The 21,100-nt window shown below is 61.9% G+C and carries 22 protein-coding genes; 11 read left to right on the top strand and 11 right to left on the bottom strand.

Going from position 1 to position 21,100, the window contains the following annotated elements; all coding sequences use genetic code 11:
- Window positions 1-92: 92 nt before the first annotated feature.
- The 6 genes from K4G53_RS21395 to K4G53_RS21490 all read right to left on the bottom strand — a co-directional run bounded on the left by K4G53_RS21395 (window position 93) and on the right by K4G53_RS21490 (window position 6,780).
- The gene (locus K4G53_RS21395; RefSeq protein ID WP_260323863.1) at window positions 93-521 is read right to left on the bottom strand and encodes a hypothetical protein; all 429 of its coding nucleotides are present in this window, start codon (window positions 519-521) and stop codon (window positions 93-95) included.
- A 302-nt stretch (window positions 522-823) separates the two neighbouring features.
- Entirely contained in the window at window positions 824-1,765 is a 942-nt protein-coding gene (locus tag K4G53_RS19300) for a ParA family protein (protein WP_221387301.1), read from the bottom strand.
- 719 nt (window positions 1,766-2,484) lie between these two features.
- Entirely contained in the window at window positions 2,485-2,706 is a 222-nt protein-coding gene (locus K4G53_RS21585; protein ID WP_221387323.1) for a recombinase family protein, read from the bottom strand.
- Between the two features lie 466 nt (window positions 2,707-3,172).
- On the bottom strand, window positions 3,173-4,525 hold the full coding sequence (locus K4G53_RS19310; protein WP_221387302.1) for an adenylosuccinate lyase family protein: 1,353 nt from the start codon (window positions 4,523-4,525) through the stop codon (window positions 3,173-3,175).
- A gap of 10 nt (window positions 4,526-4,535) precedes the next feature.
- On the bottom strand, window positions 4,536-5,954 hold the full coding sequence (locus K4G53_RS19315; protein ID WP_221387303.1) for a cation:dicarboxylate symporter family transporter: 1,419 nt from the start codon (window positions 5,952-5,954) through the stop codon (window positions 4,536-4,538).
- A gap of 103 nt (window positions 5,955-6,057) precedes the next feature.
- Window positions 6,058-6,780, bottom strand: coding sequence for a GntR family transcriptional regulator (locus K4G53_RS21490; protein ID WP_221387304.1), 723 nt, complete (start codon window positions 6,778-6,780; stop codon window positions 6,058-6,060).
- Between the two features lie 175 nt (window positions 6,781-6,955).
- Here K4G53_RS21490 and K4G53_RS19325 point away from each other — a divergent pair, with 175 nt between their 5' ends.
- Window positions 6,956-7,540 (top strand): recombinase family protein, encoded by a 585-nt coding sequence (locus K4G53_RS19325; RefSeq protein WP_221387324.1) that lies wholly within the window; start codon window positions 6,956-6,958, stop codon window positions 7,538-7,540.
- On the opposite strand, the gene K4G53_RS19330 is transcribed toward K4G53_RS19325, so the two are convergent.
- The gene (locus tag K4G53_RS19330; protein ID WP_221387305.1) at window positions 7,493-8,035 is read right to left on the bottom strand and encodes a hypothetical protein; all 543 of its coding nucleotides are present in this window, start codon (window positions 8,033-8,035) and stop codon (window positions 7,493-7,495) included. The genes K4G53_RS19325 and K4G53_RS19330 overlap by 48 nt on opposite strands.
- A 215-nt stretch (window positions 8,036-8,250) precedes the next feature.
- Here K4G53_RS19330 and K4G53_RS19335 point away from each other — a divergent pair, with 215 nt between their 5' ends.
- The 5 genes from K4G53_RS19335 to K4G53_RS19355 all read left to right on the top strand — a co-directional run bounded on the left by K4G53_RS19335 (window position 8,251) and on the right by K4G53_RS19355 (window position 12,694).
- Window positions 8,251-8,847 (top strand): RNA polymerase sigma factor, encoded by a 597-nt coding sequence (locus K4G53_RS19335; protein WP_221387306.1) that lies wholly within the window; start codon window positions 8,251-8,253, stop codon window positions 8,845-8,847.
- Complete coding sequence (locus K4G53_RS19340; protein WP_221387307.1) at window positions 8,844-9,512, top strand: hypothetical protein; 669 nt, start codon at window positions 8,844-8,846, stop codon at window positions 9,510-9,512. The genes K4G53_RS19335 and K4G53_RS19340 overlap by 4 nt, the downstream gene beginning before the upstream one ends.
- Entirely contained in the window at window positions 9,509-10,540 is a 1,032-nt protein-coding gene (locus tag K4G53_RS19345; protein ID WP_221387308.1) for an ImmA/IrrE family metallo-endopeptidase, read from the top strand. The genes K4G53_RS19340 and K4G53_RS19345 overlap by 4 nt, the downstream gene beginning before the upstream one ends.
- An 84-nt stretch (window positions 10,541-10,624) precedes the next feature.
- The gene (locus tag K4G53_RS19350; RefSeq protein WP_221387309.1) at window positions 10,625-10,864 is read left to right on the top strand and encodes a hypothetical protein; all 240 of its coding nucleotides are present in this window, start codon (window positions 10,625-10,627) and stop codon (window positions 10,862-10,864) included.
- A 384-nt stretch (window positions 10,865-11,248) separates the two neighbouring features.
- Window positions 11,249-12,694 carry a ThiF family adenylyltransferase gene (locus tag K4G53_RS19355; protein WP_221387310.1) on the top strand — a complete coding sequence of 482 codons (1,446 nt, stop codon included), beginning with the start codon at window positions 11,249-11,251 and terminating at the stop codon, window positions 12,692-12,694.
- A gap of 290 nt (window positions 12,695-12,984) precedes the next feature.
- On the opposite strand, the gene K4G53_RS19360 is transcribed toward K4G53_RS19355, so the two are convergent.
- From K4G53_RS19360 to K4G53_RS19375, 4 genes are all read right to left on the bottom strand, one after another.
- A complete protein-coding gene (locus K4G53_RS19360; protein ID WP_221387311.1) occupies window positions 12,985-14,223 on the bottom strand; it encodes an exonuclease domain-containing protein in 1,239 nt (412 codons plus the stop codon).
- An 869-nt stretch (window positions 14,224-15,092) separates the two neighbouring features.
- Entirely contained in the window at window positions 15,093-16,109 is a 1,017-nt protein-coding gene (locus tag K4G53_RS19365; RefSeq protein ID WP_221387312.1) for an ATP-dependent DNA ligase, read from the bottom strand.
- A 33-nt stretch (window positions 16,110-16,142) separates the two neighbouring features.
- Entirely contained in the window at window positions 16,143-16,469 is a 327-nt protein-coding gene (locus K4G53_RS19370; protein ID WP_308287932.1) for a hypothetical protein, read from the bottom strand.
- Window positions 16,450-16,710 (bottom strand): hypothetical protein, encoded by a 261-nt coding sequence (locus tag K4G53_RS19375; RefSeq protein WP_308287933.1) that lies wholly within the window; start codon window positions 16,708-16,710, stop codon window positions 16,450-16,452. The genes K4G53_RS19370 and K4G53_RS19375 overlap by 20 nt, the downstream gene beginning before the upstream one ends.
- 544 nt (window positions 16,711-17,254) lie before the next feature.
- On the opposite strand from K4G53_RS19375, the gene K4G53_RS19380 reads away from it, so the two are divergent.
- The 5 genes from K4G53_RS19380 to K4G53_RS19400 all read left to right on the top strand — a co-directional run bounded on the left by K4G53_RS19380 (window position 17,255) and on the right by K4G53_RS19400 (window position 20,909).
- Window positions 17,255-17,404: a hypothetical protein gene (locus K4G53_RS19380; protein WP_221387313.1), complete on the top strand. Its 150-nt coding sequence runs from the start codon at window positions 17,255-17,257 to the stop codon at window positions 17,402-17,404.
- Between the two features lie 678 nt (window positions 17,405-18,082).
- Window positions 18,083-18,514, top strand: coding sequence for a hypothetical protein (locus K4G53_RS19385; RefSeq protein WP_221387314.1), 432 nt, complete (start codon window positions 18,083-18,085; stop codon window positions 18,512-18,514).
- A 77-nt stretch (window positions 18,515-18,591) separates the two neighbouring features.
- Complete coding sequence (locus tag K4G53_RS19390) at window positions 18,592-18,942, top strand: hypothetical protein (protein ID WP_120693049.1); 351 nt, start codon at window positions 18,592-18,594, stop codon at window positions 18,940-18,942.
- A 603-nt stretch (window positions 18,943-19,545) separates the two neighbouring features.
- On the top strand, window positions 19,546-20,559 hold the full coding sequence (locus tag K4G53_RS19395; protein ID WP_221387315.1) for a DUF4192 domain-containing protein: 1,014 nt from the start codon (window positions 19,546-19,548) through the stop codon (window positions 20,557-20,559).
- A 197-nt stretch (window positions 20,560-20,756) separates the two neighbouring features.
- Window positions 20,757-20,909, top strand: a complete 153-nt coding sequence (locus tag K4G53_RS19400; protein ID WP_221387316.1) for a hypothetical protein — start codon at window positions 20,757-20,759, stop codon at window positions 20,907-20,909.
- The last annotated feature ends 191 nt before the right edge of the window (window positions 20,910-21,100 follow it).

A 21,100-nucleotide genomic window follows, 5' to 3' on the forward strand; every position in this document is an offset into this window, starting at 1 on the left:
TTCGCGCCATAACTAGTGCCATAGTACCAACCATAAGTACCGTAGGAATGAAGCCATATGGAACCGTCATCCGAGCATTACGCCGATAAGGTTTATTTCGCTTGGATATAAAGCTGGAAGACGGCCGAGACCAGCGCGCTGCGTGACGGTGCATCCAGCTCAGTAACCTTCTCATCCAGCCAGGCAACCTGGAGTCCGTCGAGTCGGAGCTGGATCTGGATGCCCGCCTCTCCGCGTTTTCGCGGTGCACGGCGGGGCATGCCGGAGCTCGTCAGTATGGTCTCGGGGGTGAACTGCTTAGCGATGTCCTCGTCGTCGACTGCTTCAAAGGCATCAATCAGCAAGTCCGCATATGTGGTCCGCTCCTGGTAGACAGCGTTCTTGACCTCTGCCAGGAGCGCCGGTGGCAGGTACACTCCAACGTTGCGCAGCGCCCCGGGAACCAGCTCGGAGGCTTTGGTCGCGTTAGCAGCTTTCTTGGCAGCAGGCTGCTGTCGGGAGGGGGCATCAGTGGCCTTCATGGGAGTGTTTGGCCTTGCCCGCTCTCCTGCCGCCTCAGGCAGCGTTTCCGTGGCGGGTGCTTGCTCAGCGAGATGCAAATCTGCTTGAGGCTGTTCAGCAGGCACCTGCGTGTCAGCGGAGTCGGGTGATGTAATTGGAGACAGTTGAACAAGTTCGTCGGTCGGTACCTCAACCGACTCTCCGCTTTGGGGTTCCGGTTCAGGGGTGCCCCTCCCCCGCTTCGGAGCCAGCAACCCTTGTAGTGCTGCACCGCGGGTAGTCGCTGCAGGTGCGAATGCGCCAGCAAGGCTCTGTCGCCCGCTCATGCTTGGCTCCCACTTTCGATTTCGTTCAGTCGGGCGAGGATCTCGCCGGTTAATTGTTCGTACTCTTCAGCAAGTCCCCCGGCGTTTCGCGAGAAGAACCCGTCCGCTGGCTTCTCCCCCGCTCGGAGCGCCTTCAGGCGGTTTTTCTGGGCGTCGGTAACGGCACCTTCAAGTTCGTGGAAGAGCAGACCCTTGCGGCGCGCGTCGGCGCTTGCGCTCTCTAGGTTCCTGATGCGGGTTGCGAATACTGGGGCGACGGTGCCGAGCATTTCTTCCAGGGTCTCTCGAACGCTGCGCTCGAGGCGCATGGAGCGCGGGCCGACACCGAATAGGACGATACCTGCCAGCTGCAGCGACGGGTTGCGGTCACGTACAGCCATGAAGCGGCGTGCAATGCGCTCGACACCGTCGATGCTCGCATCATCAGACCGGGTAGGAATGACGACTGCACTGGAGATTGCGAAGGCACCTTCTACGAGGATCCGCTCCCCCGGCGGGGTATCGATCAGGATCAAGTCGTACTCGTCTGCCAACGGGGCCAAGACGGCGTAGAGCATGTCGCCGAAGTCGGCAGCGCCGGAGCGGCTGGAGCGGGACACCATAAGGCCCTGGATGTCTTCAAGGTCCTGGCCGCCCGGGATTACGTCAAGGTTTTCGCGAACGTCGCGAAGGATCATCGGCGGTGTGCCGGCGATCAGGGCCTGAAAGAATTCCCTCCCTGTCTGCCGTTCGTATCCGAGGTCGCGGGCCAGATCACCCTGGGGGTCAAGGTCGATCAGCAGCACACGTGAGCCGGCCAGCGCCACGTACCCACCTACGTTTGCCGCAGTTGTCGTCTTACCGACTCCGCCTTTGCCGTTAGCCAGAGATATGACACGGTCTAGGGCCCGTGTTGCTTGGGGTTTGGGGGGTACGGGGATTTCCAGCGATCGTGCCATCGGCCGACGATTCTCCTACTTGATCGGATGCCATGTTGTCCTGCTGTCAACGCTATGTGGGCTCCCTTGAGAATGCCGGTATTGACACGCGTAAGAGTGGTAACAGGCCGTAGAGCATGGCTGAACACGGTACGCCATGTCGTAGAAATGGCTGGGCTTAACGTATATGTTCCCTCTTGTCCTCAGGCCTGGCGCTTCATTGGTTGCTCTATTAGTCGCCGCACCTCATCCCATGCGTTTACCCCTGTAGGAGCGTCCATTGGCTGGCAAATGGTGTTACGCGTATGCGACCACCCCTGTCGTAATGCTGGTCGTCACCCTTGTCTTCAGGCCGGGTCGGCTATTGGGCATCTCATTTGCCGCAAGGCTTGGCCATAGGCGCGTCCTCGTATGGATCGGGCTGCCATAGGCCTAAGCGTTTATCCGGCGCGCCATTTGGCTGGTCGTCCAACAGGAGTTATGGCAAGCCTTATGGCATCAGGCGCTGTTGGTGCTGGGGTGGACTGCCGAACCTGCAGGGAAACGAGGACCATGGCTAGCGGCCTACGGCTTTGAAATCAATCTTAATCGAGGCCCCTACTGGAGCCCGCAGCCATGGCAGGGAGAAAATTAACACAGCCGCGCTATTATCTGACGGCCGGGATTTCGGATGGCGATAGGGGAGAGGGCGGGGAGGCTGACCGCGGGCTGGAGGCCCGGCCTGCCATCCGGACCATGGATCAGCCCGTCTGGGTGTGGCAGCGGGAAACAATATCGTTCAGTTGACGTCCTACAACATCCTCGTCACCGTCCCTCAGGTGATCGAGCATCTTGTTCAGCGCTGGCCGCCTGGCCCTCGAGCCACTCACGTCACGGTCGGCGAAGATCCTGTGACAGCCCGCGACCTTCCACGCTGCATGCTGCAGTTCCGCGTTCTGATCAACGGTGCTGACCGTGGCTATCCAATACTCCGCGGAGGAAGCTTTCGTAGTCCAGCCACTCGCCGATGCGTTTCGCCGAAGCCCGGGCCGGGAATACGCTCCGTGCGATTTGGGGTCGAGTTGTCAATGACGACCGTTTGTGGGACGGGCTTGTGGCAGTAATGGGGGAGAGGCCAGCAGGACCGCGGATTCCCAGCCGCTTTGGGGCGGAGCGTAGCAGGTCAATAACGGCCGGTTCTGATCACGAGCTCGTCTAGCGACGGGATCATATCTGCCGGACGAAGCTGTCTGTAGGGGATGCTTTTAGCGGGCTCCTGAATGAAACTAACCCACGCCTCGCGTCTCCCGTTCTCGTCTTTTATAGGAGCGCGGTCAGACGTCACAGAAGCCAGGGGAGGGGCGGCGGCGCATGCTGTTACCGCGTTAAATGGCCAAGCCCACCGGTGCACTTGCGTACACGGTGGGCTGGCCCGGCCAGTTGTCTCGGTTATCGACTGCGGGCGGAGATGACTTGTTTGGTCATGGCGCCTGCGCTGCCGAGGTAGCCGGCGGGGTCGCAGAGTTGGGCAATGCGTTCTGCGCCGAGGTGCTGGACGAGTTCGGGGTGTGCAAGGAGTTCGGATTCGAGTGTGGTGTGGGTTTCGATGGCGGTTTTGCACGCGTCGTAGATGACGTGGTGTGCTTCCTGGCGGCCCAGGACCGGGGCGACGGCCATCATGACGGCTTCGGCGACGATGAGTCCGCCGGTGATGGCGGTGTTTTCGCGCATCCGCTCTACGTTCACTTCCAGGCCGGAGAGCATGAATTCAGCCTGCGCGAGGGAGCTCGAGAGTAGCAGGAAGGACTCGGGAATGGTCGCCCATTCCAGGTGCCAGGGGCCGGTGGCGCGTTCGAAGTCCTGCACCATGGCGTCGAACATGGTGGAGGATTTGTCGCGAAGCATTTTGGCTGCGGCGAGCATGAGTTCGCAGGAGATCGGGTTGCGTTTTTGCGGCATGGTGGAGCTCGCGCCGCGGCCTATGACGAACGGTTCGGCTGTTTCACCGTATTCGGAGGAGCACATCAGCATGACGTCCAGGGCGATCTTGCCCAGGGAACCGCCGATGTTGGCCAGCAGGGAAACCAGTTCTGCGAGGCCGTCGCGGGCGACGTGCCAGGTGATGTCTGGGTCGGTCAGACCGAGTTCCGCGGCCAAGGCAGCTCGGGTTTCGAGGCCTTCTGGTCCTTCGCCTAGGGAGGCGAGGGTGCCGGCGGCTCCGCCGAACTGGACCATGAGGTCGCGTTCCGCCGCTTGGGCCAGCCGGTCGGCCTGCCGGTCAAGGGAGGAAAGCCAGACGGCGCAGCGGTAGCCGAAGGTCACGGGCAGGGCGTGCTGCAGGTGGGTGCGGCCGGCGGCGAGAGTATTCACGTGGGTTTCTGCGAGCCTGGCCAACGCGGTCCGGACACCGTTGAGCTGTTCGGTGAGGAGGGTGATGCCTTCCTTGCACTGGAGCATGGTGGCGGTGTCCATGATGTCCTGGGTGGTCGCACCCCAGTGGATGTAGCGGCCGTCGTCACCGCACTGTTCGGAGAGTTGCTGGACGATGGGCAGGATGGGGTAGCCGACGATTTCGGTTTCGTGGCGGAGGCGTTCCTGGTCGAGTCCGGCGAAGTTGGCAGTTTCGGTGATGCGGGCTGCGGCGTCGGCCGGGATGAGTCCAACGTGGGCTTCGGCGCGGGCGAGGGCAGTTTCGGTGTCGATGATGCGGCTGACGTAGGCGTCATCGCTGAAAATGGCGCGCATGCGGGCGGTGCCGAACATGTCGCGGAAGAGCAGGGAGTCGTAAACGGTGGAGCTCATGGGTGGTCCTTTATTTCGTGGAGGCGGTCGAGACGATTTCGGGGGTGCCGCTGGTGGCTAAGGCTGGGGTTTCAGCGGCGATGCCGTGCCCGGTAGGGGAAGCTGCTTCCAAGGTTTCCTGGCGGTCCATTTCGGCGAAGAACGCTGCTGGGTCGGCCAGGGCACGGCGGACCTTCTGGACGTCCATTTCCTTGGTCATCTTGGAGACAACGATGGTGGCCACGACATTGCCGAAGGTGTTGCAGAAGGCGGTTGCCATGGACATGAACCGGTAGACGCCGAAGAGGATCGCGACGCCTTCCAGCGGGAGGTATCCGGTGGCGGCCACAGTGGAAGCAAAGACGACATAGGTGCCGCCGGAGACAGTGGCTGCACCCTTGGAGGTCAGCAGCATGATGGCCATCAGGCCCAGCTGCTCGCCCAGTCCCATGTGAACGCCGAAGGCGTTGGCCAGGAAGATGGTGCAGATCGACATGTAAAGCGAGGTGCCGTCAAGGTTGAAGGCGTAGCCGGTGGGAACCACGAGTCCGACGCTCTGCTTGGAGCAGCCCATGGCGGTGAGTTTCTTCAGCAGTCCGGGCAGAGCCGATTCGGAGGACGCGGTGCCGAGCACGAGGGACATTTCGACCTTCACGAAGCGCAGGATGCGGAAGACGTTGAACCCTGCGATCAGGCAGACCAGGCCGAGGACCACGGTGATGAACAGGGCGACGACGGCCCAGTATTCGAGGACCAGCTGGGCGAGCGCAATCAGCATGGCGCTGCCGTTGGTGCCGACAGAGTAGGCGATGGCACCGAAGGCGCCGATGGGTGCGAGCTTCATGATCACGTTGATGAAGCCGAAGAAGGCCTCGGAGACGGTGTCGAGGCCGCCCTGGATCTTGCCCAGGACTGCGGGCTTGAGGGTCAGGAGGCCGGCGCCGAAGATCACGGCGAGGATGACGACCTGCAGCAGCTGTCCGGACGTGAAGGCACCGAAGAAGTTCTCCGGGAAGATGCCCTTCAGGAACCCGGCAAAGGAGTGGTCGCCGTCCGTGGCCGGAGGCTTGCCGCTATTAGCGGTGAGTGCGCCGGCACCTTCGCCGACATGGAGCAGGTTAGCGGCAAGAAGTCCAAGGGCGAGTGCGATGGTCGAGACCACTTCGAAGTAGATCAGGGCGGAGAACCCGATCCTGCTTGCCTGCTTGAGGTTGCCGGCCGAGAGGATGCCCAGCACCACGGTCAGGAAGACCAGCGGGGCGATACCTGCCTTGATCAGAGCCAGGAAGAGATCCCCGACAATCTTGAGCTGGGCCGAGAAGCCGGGGAAGGCAAAGCCCACGATGATACCCAGGGCCATGGCAATCATGACCTGCGCGCCCAGGCCCCGGTACCAGGCTTTCTTTGGCCGGGGAACTGCTGATTCCAGGAGCTGTTCTTGCGACTTCATTGACGCCTCACTTGTCTAGACACATTTTCTGTCTAGACAAATGTGAGGCATGTCATGGCGTTATGTCAAGGCCGGTTTTGCAGCAGCCGACCGAGAGGCGGTTCTAGCCGCGCTCGAGGACTGATTCGTAGACGAAGCGGGTGGCCGGGTGTGTGCTGATCGCGACAGCAAGGATCCCGCCGTCGGCATCGATATAACGCCTCGTCAGCCGCAGGGCCACGGAGCCGGGTATTTCCCCCAACGCCTTGGCAGCTTCCTCGTCCAGTACGGTTGCTTTGATCTGCTGCAGAACCCGGATGACTTGGCGGCCGGTGCGCTCGGCGATTAGATCAGCGACGAGCCGGTCACTGTCCTTGAGTTCCCCCTGAATGAGGGGTGCATCCGCGGGAGAAATATAGACCTTTGCCCAGGACGCCGGCCGGCCGCCCTCCGCAGGATCCCGTCGGGTTGATGTGATGACTGTGCGCACCGTACCTTCGGGCAGTCCCAGCTCATCAGCCAAAGGGCCGTCAACAGCCACCTCTTCGACGGAGAGGATGGTGCGCTCAGCCGTCCGCCCATACTGCGCCAATTCCTCGATCGAGGAGAGCTTTGTGTGGAATTCCTGCACCGGCTGGAGCCTGACAACCCGCGTACCCTGGCCCTTGCGCCTGGCAATCAGGCCGGCATCCTCAAGTTGCCTGAGCGCCGCACGGAGCGTTTCCCGAGACACCCCATACTTGGATGCGAGTTCCGGCTCGGACGCAAGGAAGGCGCCCACCTCCCACTGCCCTTCGGCGATCCGGGCCTGCAGATCCTCAGCGATCGTTACGTACCTGGCCGCCACGGCAATCCATCCTTTCCAGACTCAATCTCTCAAACAAGTCTAGACAGGTTGCGTGTAATGCAGTCGCCACTAAGCGAAGGTGTTCAGGAACCCCCGGTGACAATGGTTGGGTCAATAACGACCGTTTCTGACCTCTCCACGGCATGCCTTCGCGAAATGAAGAAAATGCACTCATATCCTTGGTCAAAACTGGTTTGGGTATGCGCGGGTAAGTACCCGCGGGCAATCGCTGGATTCCCAGGTGGATGCACTCGTCGCCGCAGGGGCAGTGCGCGTGTTTCAGGAGTACGCCTCCGGCGCCACCCAGGCAAGGACGCGCTGGAAGGAATGCCTTGATTACCTACAGCCCGGGAACGTCCTGGCAGTCACTGATCTAACGAGGCTGGGCCGTAGCACTGCGGATTTGGCCGATATCGTAACGGTGCTAGGACAGCGGGGGATAGGTTTCCGCTCTCTCGCTGAACCCTGGCTCGATACAACGAGCGCACACGGCAAGCTCATTTTTGACATGTTCGCCTCCCTGGCTGAGTACGAGCGGTCCCGGCTTTCCGAACGGACGAAGGACGGTCTAGCGGCGGCCAAAGCACGAGGGCGACTTGGCGGCCGCCCTCGAACGATGACTCCTTCGAAAACGGAGGCCGCCCGGCAGCTGCGCAGCCAGGGAAAGACTCTCAATGAGACCGCGCAGATACTCAGCGTCAGCGTCTCTTCATTAACTCGCGCCCTCAGCCGCTCGGATATCGTCGAGGTGCTCCACTAGTTCCCTGTGGCCCTCCTGTATAAGGCGCTCTGTGTCTTCGAGGGTGAGATGGTCGATATGCCATCCAAGTAGGCGCCGGCGGATATCGAGCATCGCATCTACTGCATGCCCCCGGTCCGGGGCATGAGCAGCGTCTTCAACGTAACTTCGACATGTATCGGCCAAGTGGTCTGCAGAGCACCGGGTAGAGAGTCGGAATAGTGAGCGTGTTACAGCAGCAGTGGTGGGGTTCTTCTCGCTCCGGACATCCTCCATGTATTGGTCGATGGCGTCACTGATGTCTTCGATGGTCTCGCCTCGGACAGCACGCGCTGACGCTCCGTTATCCTCGAGGCGTTTTTCGTGTTCATACTGGCGGCTCTCATGGCGCTCAGCTGCGTGAGCACGAATTTGTTGACGCCCAGCTTTGAGCGTCACTTGAGCAGTAACGAGTGCTATTCCTAGGGGCATCGCGACTGTTTTAAGAATGTCGACGAGTGAGGCGAGCAGTTCCATTGCTCGATGCTCTCGTACCGGGTGCTTGCAGATGCTTCAACGCGCCGTCGGCGCTCAGCACAGGCAGAAGTGCGACGCCACTTCGCCGCCCTAGTCGTAATTATGTTTCGACCACTCAGCCGCTAACGCGTAACGTGCCGTTCTCGTCTACCTCGCACAACTAGTCTTCGGAGGGTTAGCCTCGTTTCGTGAAGTCCTGATCGGCAAGGGAGAAAATGGATCCACGACAAGATGTGGTTTCAGAAGCAGACGTATCAACGGTTTCCCTTGACGTCGCCGCCGTCTTCCTGAAGCACCGTGAAGCGATGTACAGAGTTGCCTACGCCATGCTCCGCACCGACCACCACAACCAAGCCGTGGACGTGATTGGAGAGGTGATGGTTGCGATTCTCAAAAATCCGCCCGACTCCGTTGGGAATTGGGAGGCGTACCTGGTCCGGGCTGTTCAGAACAAGATCCGGGACCTGTGGAAGTCAGCCGCCCACCGTCACGAGCAGCTCTTGCTCGCCGAAGCCACGCCGACGGAGGGTGACCGACTTGGCGGTGACGAAGTCGAGGACGACCCGGCCTCCGAAGTCGTGGAACTACTCAGTCGACAGCAGACCGTGCAGACAGTGCGGGCGGCTATGGCTGAGATGGAAGCTTGGGATCCGCAGGCAGCCTATGTGTTGTGGCAATGCGCGGGGCTGGAGCGGTCCTCCCAGCAAGTAGCCGACGAACTCGGCATATCGGGTTCGAGGGTTAGGCAGATTGCATCGAAGGCGAGAAAGAAATTGATAAGCCTCCTGGAGGCCAAGGAGCTGCACTTATGAACGAAGAGACAGATCGACTCTTGGAGCGATTGCTGGAGGCGCCACCTGGCCCGCAGCGTGAGCAGATACTTGCCCGGATTGACGCTAATCGCCGCGAAGAAGCTCTGAAGCTGCTTGATGCTGGAGATTTGGTCTGGGAAGCCGCACACAGCGCGCCTCCCTTAGAAAAGGACCCAGTGGCGGCGATGCTGGGCGTGGTTCCAGATCCGAACTTTCAGCTCGACGCAAAGGCACTTGCGCGAGCCTGCAAGACAAGCCGCGTTAAGCCCACTGCGTTGGCGAGCCGCCTTAATGCGCGCGGTTGGAAGATTGATGCCTCCGATGTCTTCCGGTGGCAAACACGTCCCGCACCGGACGTCCCGCCGGCTCTGATCAAGGCGATAGCGGAGGAAGTGCACAGTGAGCCCGAACGCCTTGTGGCTCGCTCTCAGCCACAGCGAACCGCGCTCGTGGAGGTAGCCGAGAACATCGCCGCTTCTCCACGATTCCGTGACCTCGTTCAACGATTTGCCACCATACGGCAGATCTCCGTGGAGATGGCGGAATCGGCCATGAAGTCACGCATGCTGGCCACAGTTCACCGCGGGGACATGCCCGATCAGGAGCAGATGCTGGCCTCGCTGGAGTCACTCGTTCATGCGTTGGAGACAGAACAGGACAGATGAGAACACTGGAGGAGTGCGTTGAAGCAGCACTGTCGATACTCACACAGAAGATCCGCGTGGAGTTCGCTGCAGATCCCAAAACGGTCCTCCGGGACGGACTAGGGCTAAAGGTTCGGCACGCAGAACACCTCAGCGATCAGCGCGGCGATGGCGGAGCATGCGACGGCGTCTCCTTTTTAAGGGACGGAGTGATCCTTTATGCCCCGACTCCCCAGAGCCGCCGGGAGAACTTCACCTTGGCGCACGAACTAGGTCACTGGCTAATTGATCAGACCCCGGCTATTTACGACTGGCTTTTTGAGCAGGCTGATCCTAACCAGGAACTCGAGACGATCTGCGACCGCATTGCCCAACGGCTGCTTCTTGGCGAATCCGACATCGACCAGGTCCTGGGAGGCTCCGCCGTACAGGCCCGGCACGTCCTCGAGCTCTATGAACGGAGCAACGCCAGCCTGCCGGCATGTGCCATCGCTCTTGCCTCGAGGCTTTCCGGAGTCGGCGCCGTCCTAATCATCGAAGCCGACCCAGATCTCGGCTCGGCGGTCGTAGGCTATGCGAGCGTCCATCCCGATCCTGAACGGGGCTGGCCGAAGGTTTACCCCTGGCCGGGCCAGTCTGTCCCGCCTGGCCACCCACTCCGAAGCATTCGCGCCGGAGGATTTATACGTCGGCGCAGCTTCTGGGCGATGCCGTGGGGCCTATCAGCCGACTTTTACCTGGACGCTGTCGAGGTGCGCGGCCGTTGGGTGGTAGTGATGGCGGACACCGATCTCTGGGGTGCCGAAAGGTTTCACCCAGTGGCACCACGCGAGTTCGACCAACGGCCTGAACGAGAAGTGAACTGCTGCGGGCTGACACAGCGGGTTCGCGGGTTCCCCTGCTCGAAGTGTCACCAGGTGTCCTGCCGCGCTTGCAGAAAGTGCCGCTGCGACCGGCAGGATGACGAGCTGGTTATGTGTGGGGGCGGCTGCTTCTTGAAGTTCAGGCCAAGCCTACTCGTCAAGGGCCTATGCGAGGAGTGTCGCTAACACCCTAGGGGACTGTCTCGTCTACTTGCTGAGAGGACGCCGGAGAGAGGCTTCGGCGGCTCGAAAACAGCAAGGAGAAAAGTCATGACCACTGAAAAGAAGCCGAACGGAACCGTCACCTTCAGTGTGGACAATGTCGAATTCAGGGTAGATGCCAAGCACCAGACCGCTGGTTCCATCCTCGCCCTCGCTGGGTTGGACGCGACGATGTACGAGCTGGCCAAGCTGCACGGCGACGGCGCGGCCTACAAAGCGGAGCAGCAGGTAATCGTCCATGAGGGCGATGCCTTCATTACCGTGCGCACCAGCGCTCCGGTTGCCTGAGGAGGAAGCGATGGAGCACGGGATCAACGCCATGATGAAGTCTCTCGAAGCGCTCGGCGCCATGCCCGTGCTCCGTCACGGGCTACTCACATACACCGTAAAACCCAACCACGGAGCCTGGGCCGACCAGCAGGTCCAGACCGGGGTCGCCGAGGCTGAAGCACAGCTATGGCCTGCAACTCCGCCACACTGGGTGCATATCCCAGAAGAAGTCGTGATCCCCGGGTCAAATACACAGCCCTCCACGCATCCCCGTTGGCTCGGGCACTCCCGCGACATCCAAAGCTGGGCCCAAGAGGTCAACCACGGTCTGGCGTGGCTCTCCCACGTACGTAGCGTTTTGGCCGGAGCAACGTCGTGAGCGCCAGACGACTGTCTGTCGCGATGACCGCTGCCATCCACGAGGCCCTTACAAAACACCTTATCCGCGAGGACGGCGACGAGGACCTCTGCCTGGCGATGTACGCACCGTCGACAGGTGCTCGTCGCGACACCGTGCTTATCCGCGAAGTCTGTCTTCCTCTCGATGATGACCGCGAGGTTCACGGCAACGCAACCGTCACAGGCGGGTACGTCTTGCGAGTGGCACGGGAAGCCCGCAATCGTGGTCTTGGAGTGGTTATCCTCCATTCACACCCAGGTGGGCGCGGGTGGCAAGACCTCAGCGAACTCGATGCGGACGCGGAAAGCTCCTATGCACACATGGTCGCCCAGGTCACCGGACTGCCGCTGATCGGCATGACGCTTGCGGGCCTCGATGAGAGATGGTCGGCACGCCGGTGGAGTGCCGAAGGGAACTACTTTGCGGCGGAGAGCGTGCGCGTCGTGGGCGCCCGATTACAGGTCAGCTGGAACGGGCGGCTCGTGCCGGCACCTTCCGCGATGCCCAGCCAACTGCGCACAGTGTCGGCATGGGGAGAGCGCACGCAATCCAGCATCGCCCGTCTACGCGTCTTGGTAGTCGGTTCCGGCAGCGTTGGCATGGACCTCGCAATCCGGCTCGCGGCCACGGGGATCCAAGAAATTGGAGTTATGGACTTCGATGTAGTGGAGGAGGTAAACCGAGACCGACTGGTCGCCGCCACCCGCCGCGACGCTAGGCTCAAAATCCCCAAAATAGACGTCGCACAACGAGCATGCACCAACACGGCAACCGCAGCCGACTTCCGGTTCAGGGGCCACCACCTCAATGTCACGACCATCGAAGGACAAAGCACGGCTCTCGACTACGACGTAATCTTCTCCTGCGTCGATCGGCCCTGGCCACGGGCCGTCCTAAATCAGATTGCCTACACCGACCTCATCCCCGTCATCGACGGCGGGATCGGAATTGACACCTTCAGCACCGGGGAGATGCGCAACGCGACCTACCGCACGCACGTTATTCGGCCCGGCCGCCCCTGCCTACAGTGCAACGGACAGCTCGATCCCGCTCAGGTGTCACGCGACCGGCTGGGCCTCTTCGATAACCCCACATACATAGAAAAGGACTGTCAGCCTGAAGCCGGCAAGCAAAACGTCACGATGCTGTCAGCCTCGGTTATGGCGTCGCAGTTGGCCCTGTTCGTGTCGCTTGTCGCAGCTCCGTCGCGGTTTGGCGAACCCGGGCCACTTCGTTTCAGTCTCACCAGTCACCGACTCGAGCACGTCCCAGCCAAGACAAACGCTGCCTGTGTCTACGAGAACCTCGTAGCCGAGGGGGACCGACGTGTCCCTTTGGCCCAGGCGGCGGCGGTCACACCACCGGCCACCAAATCTTGGTCAGTCCCGTCCATGCTCGATCTTGTTGTGCGCAGCCTGCTTAGCTTCCTCAAATGGACACGTCCATGAGCTAGGAGGTGGGCACCACCGGTTTTCGGACCGGGCCGCTCAGGCGGAAGGGCTTCGTGTGCGGAAGACATGTGATGTCCGAAGCGACGGGAGACCTTCTGAGCCACTGTGAGGCCATCGAGGCAAGGCCACCCCCCATAAGCTCGAACGTGGCGACCACCCAAAGTGCGGCGATCGCGCTCCGACCGGGCCCTAAGCGTCCGCACGGGTACAGGAAGGCTCTGCCTTGCCGCACCACCAGGGCGTCACCCGGCGACACCGCCGGCTTAGTAGCGCAGCCCAAGCGCAGGTTAGAGGCTTAGGCTGGGCACGCCAATGACGTCGTAGAGGTACTGCTCCTTAACAACAGGTATGCCGTATTTCCGTGCCTTCGCCGCCTTGCCGGAGAGGCTATCCGGGTCGGCTGCCACGACTAGATCAGTTTTCTTGGTAACTCCATCCGCGACCGTGTACTGCATTTCGGTGAGAAAGCCTGCGAGCTCGGCTCGTTCTCTCGACATCGCTCCGGTAAGGACAATTACGGCGCCCGGTCGGACGCTGTGAGTGGGGGAAGCGACTGGCGGGCATGGCGCAGGAGGCGAAGCTAGCTTTTGGTCGACGACCTCCCGGCTGATGGCGAGGAGGTCTGCTGCCAGATAGAGACTATCGCGCTCCTGGTTAGTAACGACGCCATCGGCCCATGCCGCCCGTATGAGTTGCTCGAGGTAGTAATGGTGTAAATTCAGGCACCTTTCCCGGCTTATCCCGAGCTCATCTGCCAGCTTCAACAGTTCACGCGTCTCATGTACAGAAAGGTGTAGGTCCAACATGGCTTTTGATAGCAGTTCGAGGTATTGCTCATGTTCCTCGGGTCCAGTGAATTCTGGCATGTGGGAAGTGATCCGAGAAAGGAAATGCCTCTCCACACGTTCCCCTGCGGGACGAAGTGCCGGCTTGAACGTCTGCCGAGATGAAGTGTATGAGGGCCAAGTGATACGACGGGCAGACGTCAGCGCATACTCCCAGTCTGGGCGCGTGGGGTCCATATCAATGTACCGGCCTAGCAATGTGGCCGCAGCTAAAGCGTCATCCCCGGCACAGTGGGCGTTATAGTTTTCCACGCTCAGAAACTCGCAGCAGTGCTCGAGGGATCTTGCGTTTCCTTGAACATAGTCATGAGCAAGGCGCATCGTACAGAGCCCACCGAGGAATTCTTTCGGAAGCGAGATATCTGCTCGAGAGAATTCATTGGCCAAAAATTCAGCGTCAAACCTCAGGTTGTGCGCCACCATGATGGATCCTTCCAGGACATCCAACAAGGCTGGGGCAACCTGTTTGAAAGTCGGGGCATCAATGATGTCTGCTGCTCGAATTCCATGGATCCGCTGAGGTCCCAGATCTCTCCCGGGGTTCACCAAAGTTTCCCAGCGGTCGATCACTTTGCCGGTTGCATCAACTCGAACTACACCGATTTCCGCGACCCGGTGGTTCATTGCGGTGAAAAGGCCCGTAGTCTCAACATCGACGACTGCGAACATTGATTCAGGCACTAGCTTCTCCTACCGCCGACGCTGGAACAGGCCAGGACCTGACCAAGTGTCCTCCAACTCCGTTGAAGTAGGTTCGGGACTTGCGTAGGCGGTCGTTCTCAATGTCTATCCAGTAGTTCAACAACCTCACGCAGCCATTAGCCACCCGCAAGGCTTCCTGGTTCACGGGGTCCATGCACTCAACGGCACTTTCCCAGGCGTGCGGCAGTGGCGGCGCGGGCCAATCAATGTCTAGGAGTGGAGCCTGCCGACGATAGTCAGGGAGGGGAGCGCCGGCGGCGCGGGCTTCCTTACGGGCTTTTACTCTTTCGCTGTTATATGCGGCGCGGCGGTCGTTTTCCGCCCAGAACATGTCCTGCAATAGGTCTATCCAAGACCTGCAGTCAGCTATGAACGTTTCGGGGTCAAACTGTGGGGCCTCCAGGACGATTGTTTCGGTGCAGTGCTTTCGGGCTCGGGCCGTCAGATACACGGGCCGCTTATAGGCGAGACTGCGGAACACCCGCTCATCAAACCCATCTGTGACTACTGCATTAGTAGAAGTAGCACGTAGCGGTCCACGCATGGCGTTTACAGAGACTTGCCACATTGCCCACCTTTCCTCATGAATATCGAGGACTGCGATTCCGTGCATGGCGGTTTCAGTTGAAGACAATTCTTTCCCCCATTATCGAGACTTTCGCCAATCCTAAAGCTAGGCCGGGCGATCAAGAAGGTAAGCCACGAATGCACGCGCCCAGGCCCTCCGTATCCGGCACCAGGATGGGCCAGGCCATCAGATTAAACTCACCTGTCCTGCCGGAAGCAGCTCCGTACAGATCGATGTCTTTTCGTCGACCGGCACGTACGTTCGACCTGGGTTTAGGTACCTAGCGGCTTTTAATGTGTGGTGGGAGTTCCAGACTGGTTGGGGCAAGTTCTGGTCTGGCACGCAGGAATTTGAGGGGGTGGCGGAAGGCGTTGCCCGTCCAAGCGACGTCGGCGGAAACCTCCACCACCAAGGGCGCCACTAGCGTCAAGGTCACCGGGCCTTTGTCCTTGCTGAACCTGTTCAGCATGGTTTCGGTGATGACTTCCGGCCACGGGTGGGGGCCTTGCGGCGGGTGTAGGTATGCTGCCAGGTTCCGTGCAGCCTTGGCCGTAAGCGGAGTGGAGCGTCCAACAATGCATAGCTGGCCTTCCATGGGCAGGCCGACCACGACGTACTGGGGCCGGTCCGTCGGGCCGATAACGGCTGCGCACACCACATCCAGGGATTCGCGGCGCTTCACTTTGATCCACTGCCTCACGCCTCCCTGGTAGCTCTGCCCGGCACCTTTGACCACGAGACCTTCCAGGCCCGCGTGGTGCAGTTCCTCAAACCACGTGAGCGCCTGGGCGCGGTCCTGCGTGATGGGGGAGAGGTTCAGTGGAGGCTCCCAGCCTGCGGCAAGTTGTTCCAGCAGCTCCCGGCGCTGCTCCAGCGCAGTGTCCCTGATGTCATGCCCGGCGACAGCCAAGAGGTCGAAGGCAACGAACGATGCCGGCTGTTCCCGGACCAGGGCCGGCAGGCCGGCCTTTGACGCGACCAGACGCCGCTGCAGGGCGTCAAAATCGAGCCGGTCACCGGACCAAACCACGGCCTCACCATCGAGGACACAACCGGGCGGGACCTGCCCTACCAAGGCCTCCAGGAGCTCCGGGAAGTACCTCGACAATTCCTTGCCCTGTCTGGAGTACAAGGAGACGCCGCTGGCCCCTACCAGGGCGCACGCCCTGTAACCGTCCCACTTGGGTTCGTATCGGCTGCCGCCCGGCAAAGCGGCCTCGGCCGGGATCGAATCAACGGCCTTAGCCAGGGCCAAGGACACGGGCGGATGCAGGGCCGGGGGCACATCCTCTGTCATAGGGTCACGCTACCGCCGCCAGCCCTGCCTGGATCAGGCGGCGGCAGCCCCTGCGTCCGTGATGGCAGCCAGCAGCCACTGCTCCGACAACGGGTCGCGGCGCAGCTCGAACGTCCGCAGCGCCGAGGTAGAGGTCAGCCGGACCTGGACCTGCCAGTGCTCAATGCTCACCAGGTCACCGCAGCCAACCGGCGCCCGCTTGGCGGTGTTCCACCAGTCGGAGCGGGTGAACCAGCGCACTGGTTCGGCGGCTACGGCCCAGATCCGGTCGTCGTATCTGACTGCCAGGGGGATGCCTTTGGCGGTAAACCGGACCTGCACCGGCACATCCAGGGGGTTGTCAGTTGTTGTTCTTGCCACGGGTCCGCTCTCCCAAATTCCTGTTCATCATTTCCTCCCGGCGGGTGACCGCCGAACTCCACACCCAGGTCCGGTACGTGACCGGCCCGTCCTTCCACGTCACTTCGGCTGCCTTCGCTGTCCAGGCAAAGACTTCACCGTCCACCAGCTCCGCGCAGTTCGGGAACCGGATCCACGCCTTCACCGGGATGCCCGGATATCCGTTCTTGACCGGGAAGTGCTCGAAATCGAGCTCTTCCACGGTCAACCCGATTGGGCCGGCCGTCGTGCGTACTGCGCCTGCAGCGCGGCCGCAAAATTCTCGGAGGACATACCACAACCTTAGAACATATATTCGAATAGACACGCCGAAGAATGGCGGCCATGGTGCCGGCCGCCGCTCCCATCATGGGCGACGGGTACGACAACGAGGCCCCGGGTTTTACCCAGTGGGGACAGCTTTGAGCTGTGCGGAGGGCTCCACCTGCCCGCCAATGGGCATAACCCGGGGCCAAAAGCCCTGGTCTTCGCTGCGCTGCACCCAGGGAACCGGTCCTTCGCTGCGCTCCGGCCTGTAAGTGCTTGTTTTTCCTTACATGTGGCTGGGTGGTTCTCCGTACAAGGCCGCTCATCGTAGCCGTCCGGGGGCCCGACCCATCAACCCACGCACACGGAAAATCCCACGCGGTCGCCAGGGCTCCCTTATTTCGCGGAATTCCCCGCGCACTCTTCGGGGTTGACGGTCCACCCTCGACCGGCTGCGACGGCGGGGGCCTCGCACGGCGGGGCAGGAAGGAGGTGGCTACATGAGCATCGACGAAGCCATCAAGCTCGCGACAGCGGTCGTGAGCCTGGTGACAGCTGTCATCGCTCTGCTCTCCGCGCGGAACGCGCTCTTAACGAGCAAACGCTCCCGAGCGGCAACTCGGAAGCGTAAGCGTAAAGCAAGGAAGTAGGTGTAGCCACGAACCCGGTGGTCGTAACCGCAAGGCTGCGCCCACCGGCTCCTTCCCAGACTAAGTCCTGTTCAACGATAAGGAAACCATCATGGAGCCTCTGACCATCATCAACTTCGTGCTCTCCCTGGCGGCACTCGGCGCTTCCATCACCGCCTACCGCGCCACGGCCAAGACCCGGAAGGACCAGGAAACGTAAAACGGGCGAGAGGCGGGCCGCAGTCCGTGGGTCCGCCTCTCGGCACTGCCCGCCTGAAGCCAAGCGTGGGGATGCGAAGCACCCTGGTTTCCGCTGCGCTTCAACCAGTTGTTGGGCGTCCGCTGGCGCGGCCGGCTGTTGGGTCCAGGGCGTGCCGTCGCAGGGCTCCGGACCCCCTGGCCCTGTGCGTCTACGACGTTTTTGGCTGCTGTCCTTCGGATTGTACGTGCCCGTTCCGGCCCCTCTAGCCCCTCCGTTCCTCCGGGGCCTGCGGCCCGGGAAAGTCTTCTCCGGCGCTCCTTCGTCGCTTATTTCCTTTCGAAGATTTCCCGGGTCTTGCCCTGCGGGTAGACGGGCCTGCACGTGCACAGCTCCGCAAGCTTCGCCAGCAGCCAAAAACAACGGGGGGAGAGGGGAGCTGGCCGGTCACCTGAGCCGCCCCACCCACCCAACTTCTCGGCAAGAAGGAGCAACACCACATGAGTGCAGTAAGCAAAAAGACCGTGACCCTCGCGGACACGGAGGAAACCATCGACGGCGTGACCGTGCTGGGTGATTACCACATGAACGGTGGCTGCGACTGGATGGAATTGATCGAAGAGCACGGCTGGGCCGTGCTCTCCAGCTGGGGTTGTGACGGCTGGGACCTGGGGCAGTGGCCCTATGTCATGGTCGCCGTCACCCGCACCGCCGACAGCGTCGGCAACCTGTTCGGCATCGCCACCTATTGCGAGGGTGACGTGACCTGCACCTACTACCGGACGAAAGCCCGGCTGTGGGACGCGATCACTGAACAGGCGTTCTACCACTGGAAGAACGGGCAGGCCCAAGGCCCGGCAGACCTGCCCGAGGCCGCCGCAGAACTGCCCAGCCGCTACCGGATGCCCTTCGCCGTGCGGGACGCCGCCTAACCAGCGCTGACAACGGCTGTACTGCCCGGCCGCGAGCCGGGCAGTACAGCCCCCACCATCTTCGAAGGAGCCAGCACATGAGCAACGACACCACCGCCCCCAAAGGCATCACCGCACTGGTCTACCGCGACGCCCTGGGCACGGACTTCTCGAACCGGGGCATCTCCGCCCGCGTCATGGAAGTAACCGTCATCGGCGAAGGCATCGACCCGGTTTTCGAGGCCACCGAGGAACGGCCCGCCGTCCGACTCGTGAAGAATGAGCACTTCCACCGCGAAACCGTGATCCACGCCGAGCCGGTCACCCCGGAAGGTGAACCCGCCCCGTGGTACATGTTCGGCGGCACGTTCATATTCAGCAGTGACTCACGGTTCCGCCGCGCAGCCGGACACTACGGAGCCGTCCCGCTGCACGACCGCCGCGAATAGGCCCGGGGGTGGCCGGTCTTTCGGGGCCGGCCACCGCGGGCGGTCCGCCGTCGTGGCCGGCCTTTGTTGGTGGTCGCCGGCGGCGGACCGCAAATCCCGCAGTGACCAGGTGCACGGTTGGCGGCCGCCGGCGGCAAGCCGAGGGCTTGTGGTGCCGTTGGGTTGTCCCTAGGCAGGGGGGTGGAAGGGCAGGCTCGCTGGGGTCGCCCTGGTTTCCGCTGCGCTTCAACCAGTTGTTGGGCGTCCGCTGGCGCGGCCGGCTGTTGGGTCCAGGGCGCGCCGTCGCAGAGCTCCGGACCCCCTGAACCTTGTGTGTCTACGACGTTTTTGGCTGCTGTCCTTCGGATTGTACGTGCCCGTTCCGGCCCCTCTAGCCCCTCCGTTCCTCCGGGGCCTGCGGCCCGGGAAAGTCTTCTCCGGCGCTCCTTCGTCGCTTATTTCCTTTCGAAGATTTCCCGGGTCTTGCCCTGCGGGTAGACGGGCCTGCACGGGCACAGCTCCGCAAGCTTCGCCAGCAGCCAAAAACAACGGGGGGAGAGGGGAGCTGGCCGGTCACCTGAGCCGCCCCACCCACCCAACTTCTCGGCAAGAAGGAGCAACACCATGAACGACTTCATCAAATTCACCGGCCCGGCCGACATCCTGGCCTTCATCCCGCACACGCTGGGCGAGACCCCGACAGAGTCCTTCGTCGCGATGACGGTGCAGGGCAACAAGCTCGGCGCGACCCTGCGCGTGGATGCCCCGTTCGGGCAGGACCCGGTTGGTTACGCCCAAACCATCGTCAGCTACCTGACCGCTGACGAAGCCGCCACCGGCACCCTGCTGGTCATCTACACCGACGAGACCACCCGCAACGGCAGCAGCCCCTACGCCGGGCACGTGCAGGCACTGCGCACGGAACTGGAAACCGCAGAAATGCCGCTGCAGGACGCATGGCTGGTGACCTCCGAACTGTGGCGGAACTACCACTGCACCGACAGCAGCTGCTGCCCCGCCCAGTCGTTGGACACCATCACCACCAGCAACGGCAACGCCGCCCTGATCTATCGGGGGAGCGCCGTTACCGGATTCACCGCGCCCGCACCGTTCACCGGTGACGAGACGGCCCGGGAAGCGATCGCCGCGCACAAGCCGAACGGCTGGCCCGAAGACCTCGAAGCAAGCCGCGCCGCGTGGGCCAAGGTGCTCGATGACCCCAAGAGCCTGACCACCGACACCGCGCACCAGCTGGCGGGAGCGTTGCAGCACCCCACCACCCGGGACTTCATGATGAGCGACATCGTCCCGCACGCCCCGGAACAGTTCACCTCCGTGATGCTCGGTGTCTTCCTGAGCCGACCGGACTGGGCCCGCGTGGACACGGCCCAGGAAGTCGCCTTCGAGCTGATGAAAGCCACACCGGAAGGGCAGCGCGCCCCGATGCTGTGCCTGATCGGCTGGCTGGAATGGCTCAAAGGACGGTCCAGCTTCGCGGCCCGGTACTTCAAGCTCGCACTGGATGACGTCGCCGGATTCCGGCTGGCCGAGCTGCTGGGCGAACTGGTCAACCGTGGACTGATCGCGGACTGTACCCGGGACCCGAAAAAGGCCTATGACCGCCGACTGAAGCGCTAGCTTCAACGAGGGCCGGACTCCACGACAAAAGGGGTCCGGCCCTCCTCTGGATCTTCCCCAGGTGCGCGGCGGCCTCCCCCGCTTCGCTCCGCCGGCCGCGTAAACGCTGCGCGGGCGGCGCGACTTCCAGCCCGCGCGCAGGAACTGCCGATACTGTGAAAGGACACCGCAGCCCGTACAGCCAAGGAGTCCCGAGCGTGGCCGATCACTTCCGCATGACCGAGGACGATACCGTTTCCCCGGACGCGAGCCCCCTTGAAGACATCCTGGAACTGAGCCTGCTCACAGCAGGCCCCGCCACCGGCCCCGTAGACCGGCCCAGGAAAGACCACCGACACTACGAGCTCTAAACCCAAGCAGCACTGACGCTGCCCCATAAGTTTCCTTTTGCCGAGGAAAAAACGACGAGGGCCGGCACCTGAAAGTGAACTGCTCCCCGAAAGTTGGACTGAGAAATCGGTCCTTCTATCGGGGAGCAGTTTTATGCAGGAGAGTAGTTCGTTATCTGATGAACAGCGCGAGACCGCGGTAGCGTTGTTCG

Source organism: Arthrobacter sp. MAHUQ-56, assembly GCF_019710585.1.
Taxonomy (GTDB): domain Bacteria; phylum Actinomycetota; class Actinomycetes; order Actinomycetales; family Micrococcaceae; genus Arthrobacter.

Excerpts from the sequence above, each read along its gene's own strand:
- K4G53_RS21395 (WP_260323863.1), bottom strand. The coding sequence starts at position 521 with ATGAAGGCCACTGATGCCCCCTCCCGACAGCAGCCTGCTGCCAAGAAA.
- K4G53_RS19300 (WP_221387301.1), bottom strand. The coding sequence starts at position 1,765 with ATGGCACGATCGCTGGAAATCCCCGTACCCCCCAAACCCCAAGCAACA.
- K4G53_RS19310 (WP_221387302.1), bottom strand. The coding sequence starts at position 4,525 with ATGAGCTCCACCGTTTACGACTCCCTGCTCTTCCGCGACATGTTCGGC.
- K4G53_RS19315 (WP_221387303.1), bottom strand. The coding sequence starts at position 5,954 with ATGAAGTCGCAAGAACAGCTCCTGGAATCAGCAGTTCCCCGGCCAAAG.
- K4G53_RS19330 (WP_221387305.1), bottom strand. The coding sequence starts at position 8,035 with ATGGAACTGCTCGCCTCACTCGTCGACATTCTTAAAACAGTCGCGATG.
- K4G53_RS19335 (WP_221387306.1), top strand. The coding sequence starts at position 8,251 with ATGGATCCACGACAAGATGTGGTTTCAGAAGCAGACGTATCAACGGTT.
- K4G53_RS19340 (WP_221387307.1), top strand. The coding sequence starts at position 8,844 with ATGAACGAAGAGACAGATCGACTCTTGGAGCGATTGCTGGAGGCGCCA.
- K4G53_RS19345 (WP_221387308.1), top strand. The coding sequence starts at position 9,509 with ATGAGAACACTGGAGGAGTGCGTTGAAGCAGCACTGTCGATACTCACA.
- K4G53_RS19350 (WP_221387309.1), top strand. The coding sequence starts at position 10,625 with ATGACCACTGAAAAGAAGCCGAACGGAACCGTCACCTTCAGTGTGGAC.
- K4G53_RS19355 (WP_221387310.1), top strand. The coding sequence starts at position 11,249 with ATGACCGCTGCCATCCACGAGGCCCTTACAAAACACCTTATCCGCGAG.
- K4G53_RS19365 (WP_221387312.1), bottom strand. The coding sequence starts at position 16,109 with ATGACAGAGGATGTGCCCCCGGCCCTGCATCCGCCCGTGTCCTTGGCC.
- K4G53_RS19380 (WP_221387313.1), top strand. The coding sequence starts at position 17,255 with ATGAGCATCGACGAAGCCATCAAGCTCGCGACAGCGGTCGTGAGCCTG.
- K4G53_RS19385 (WP_221387314.1), top strand. The coding sequence starts at position 18,083 with ATGAGTGCAGTAAGCAAAAAGACCGTGACCCTCGCGGACACGGAGGAA.
- K4G53_RS19390 (WP_120693049.1), top strand. The coding sequence starts at position 18,592 with ATGAGCAACGACACCACCGCCCCCAAAGGCATCACCGCACTGGTCTAC.
- K4G53_RS19395 (WP_221387315.1), top strand. The coding sequence starts at position 19,546 with ATGAACGACTTCATCAAATTCACCGGCCCGGCCGACATCCTGGCCTTC.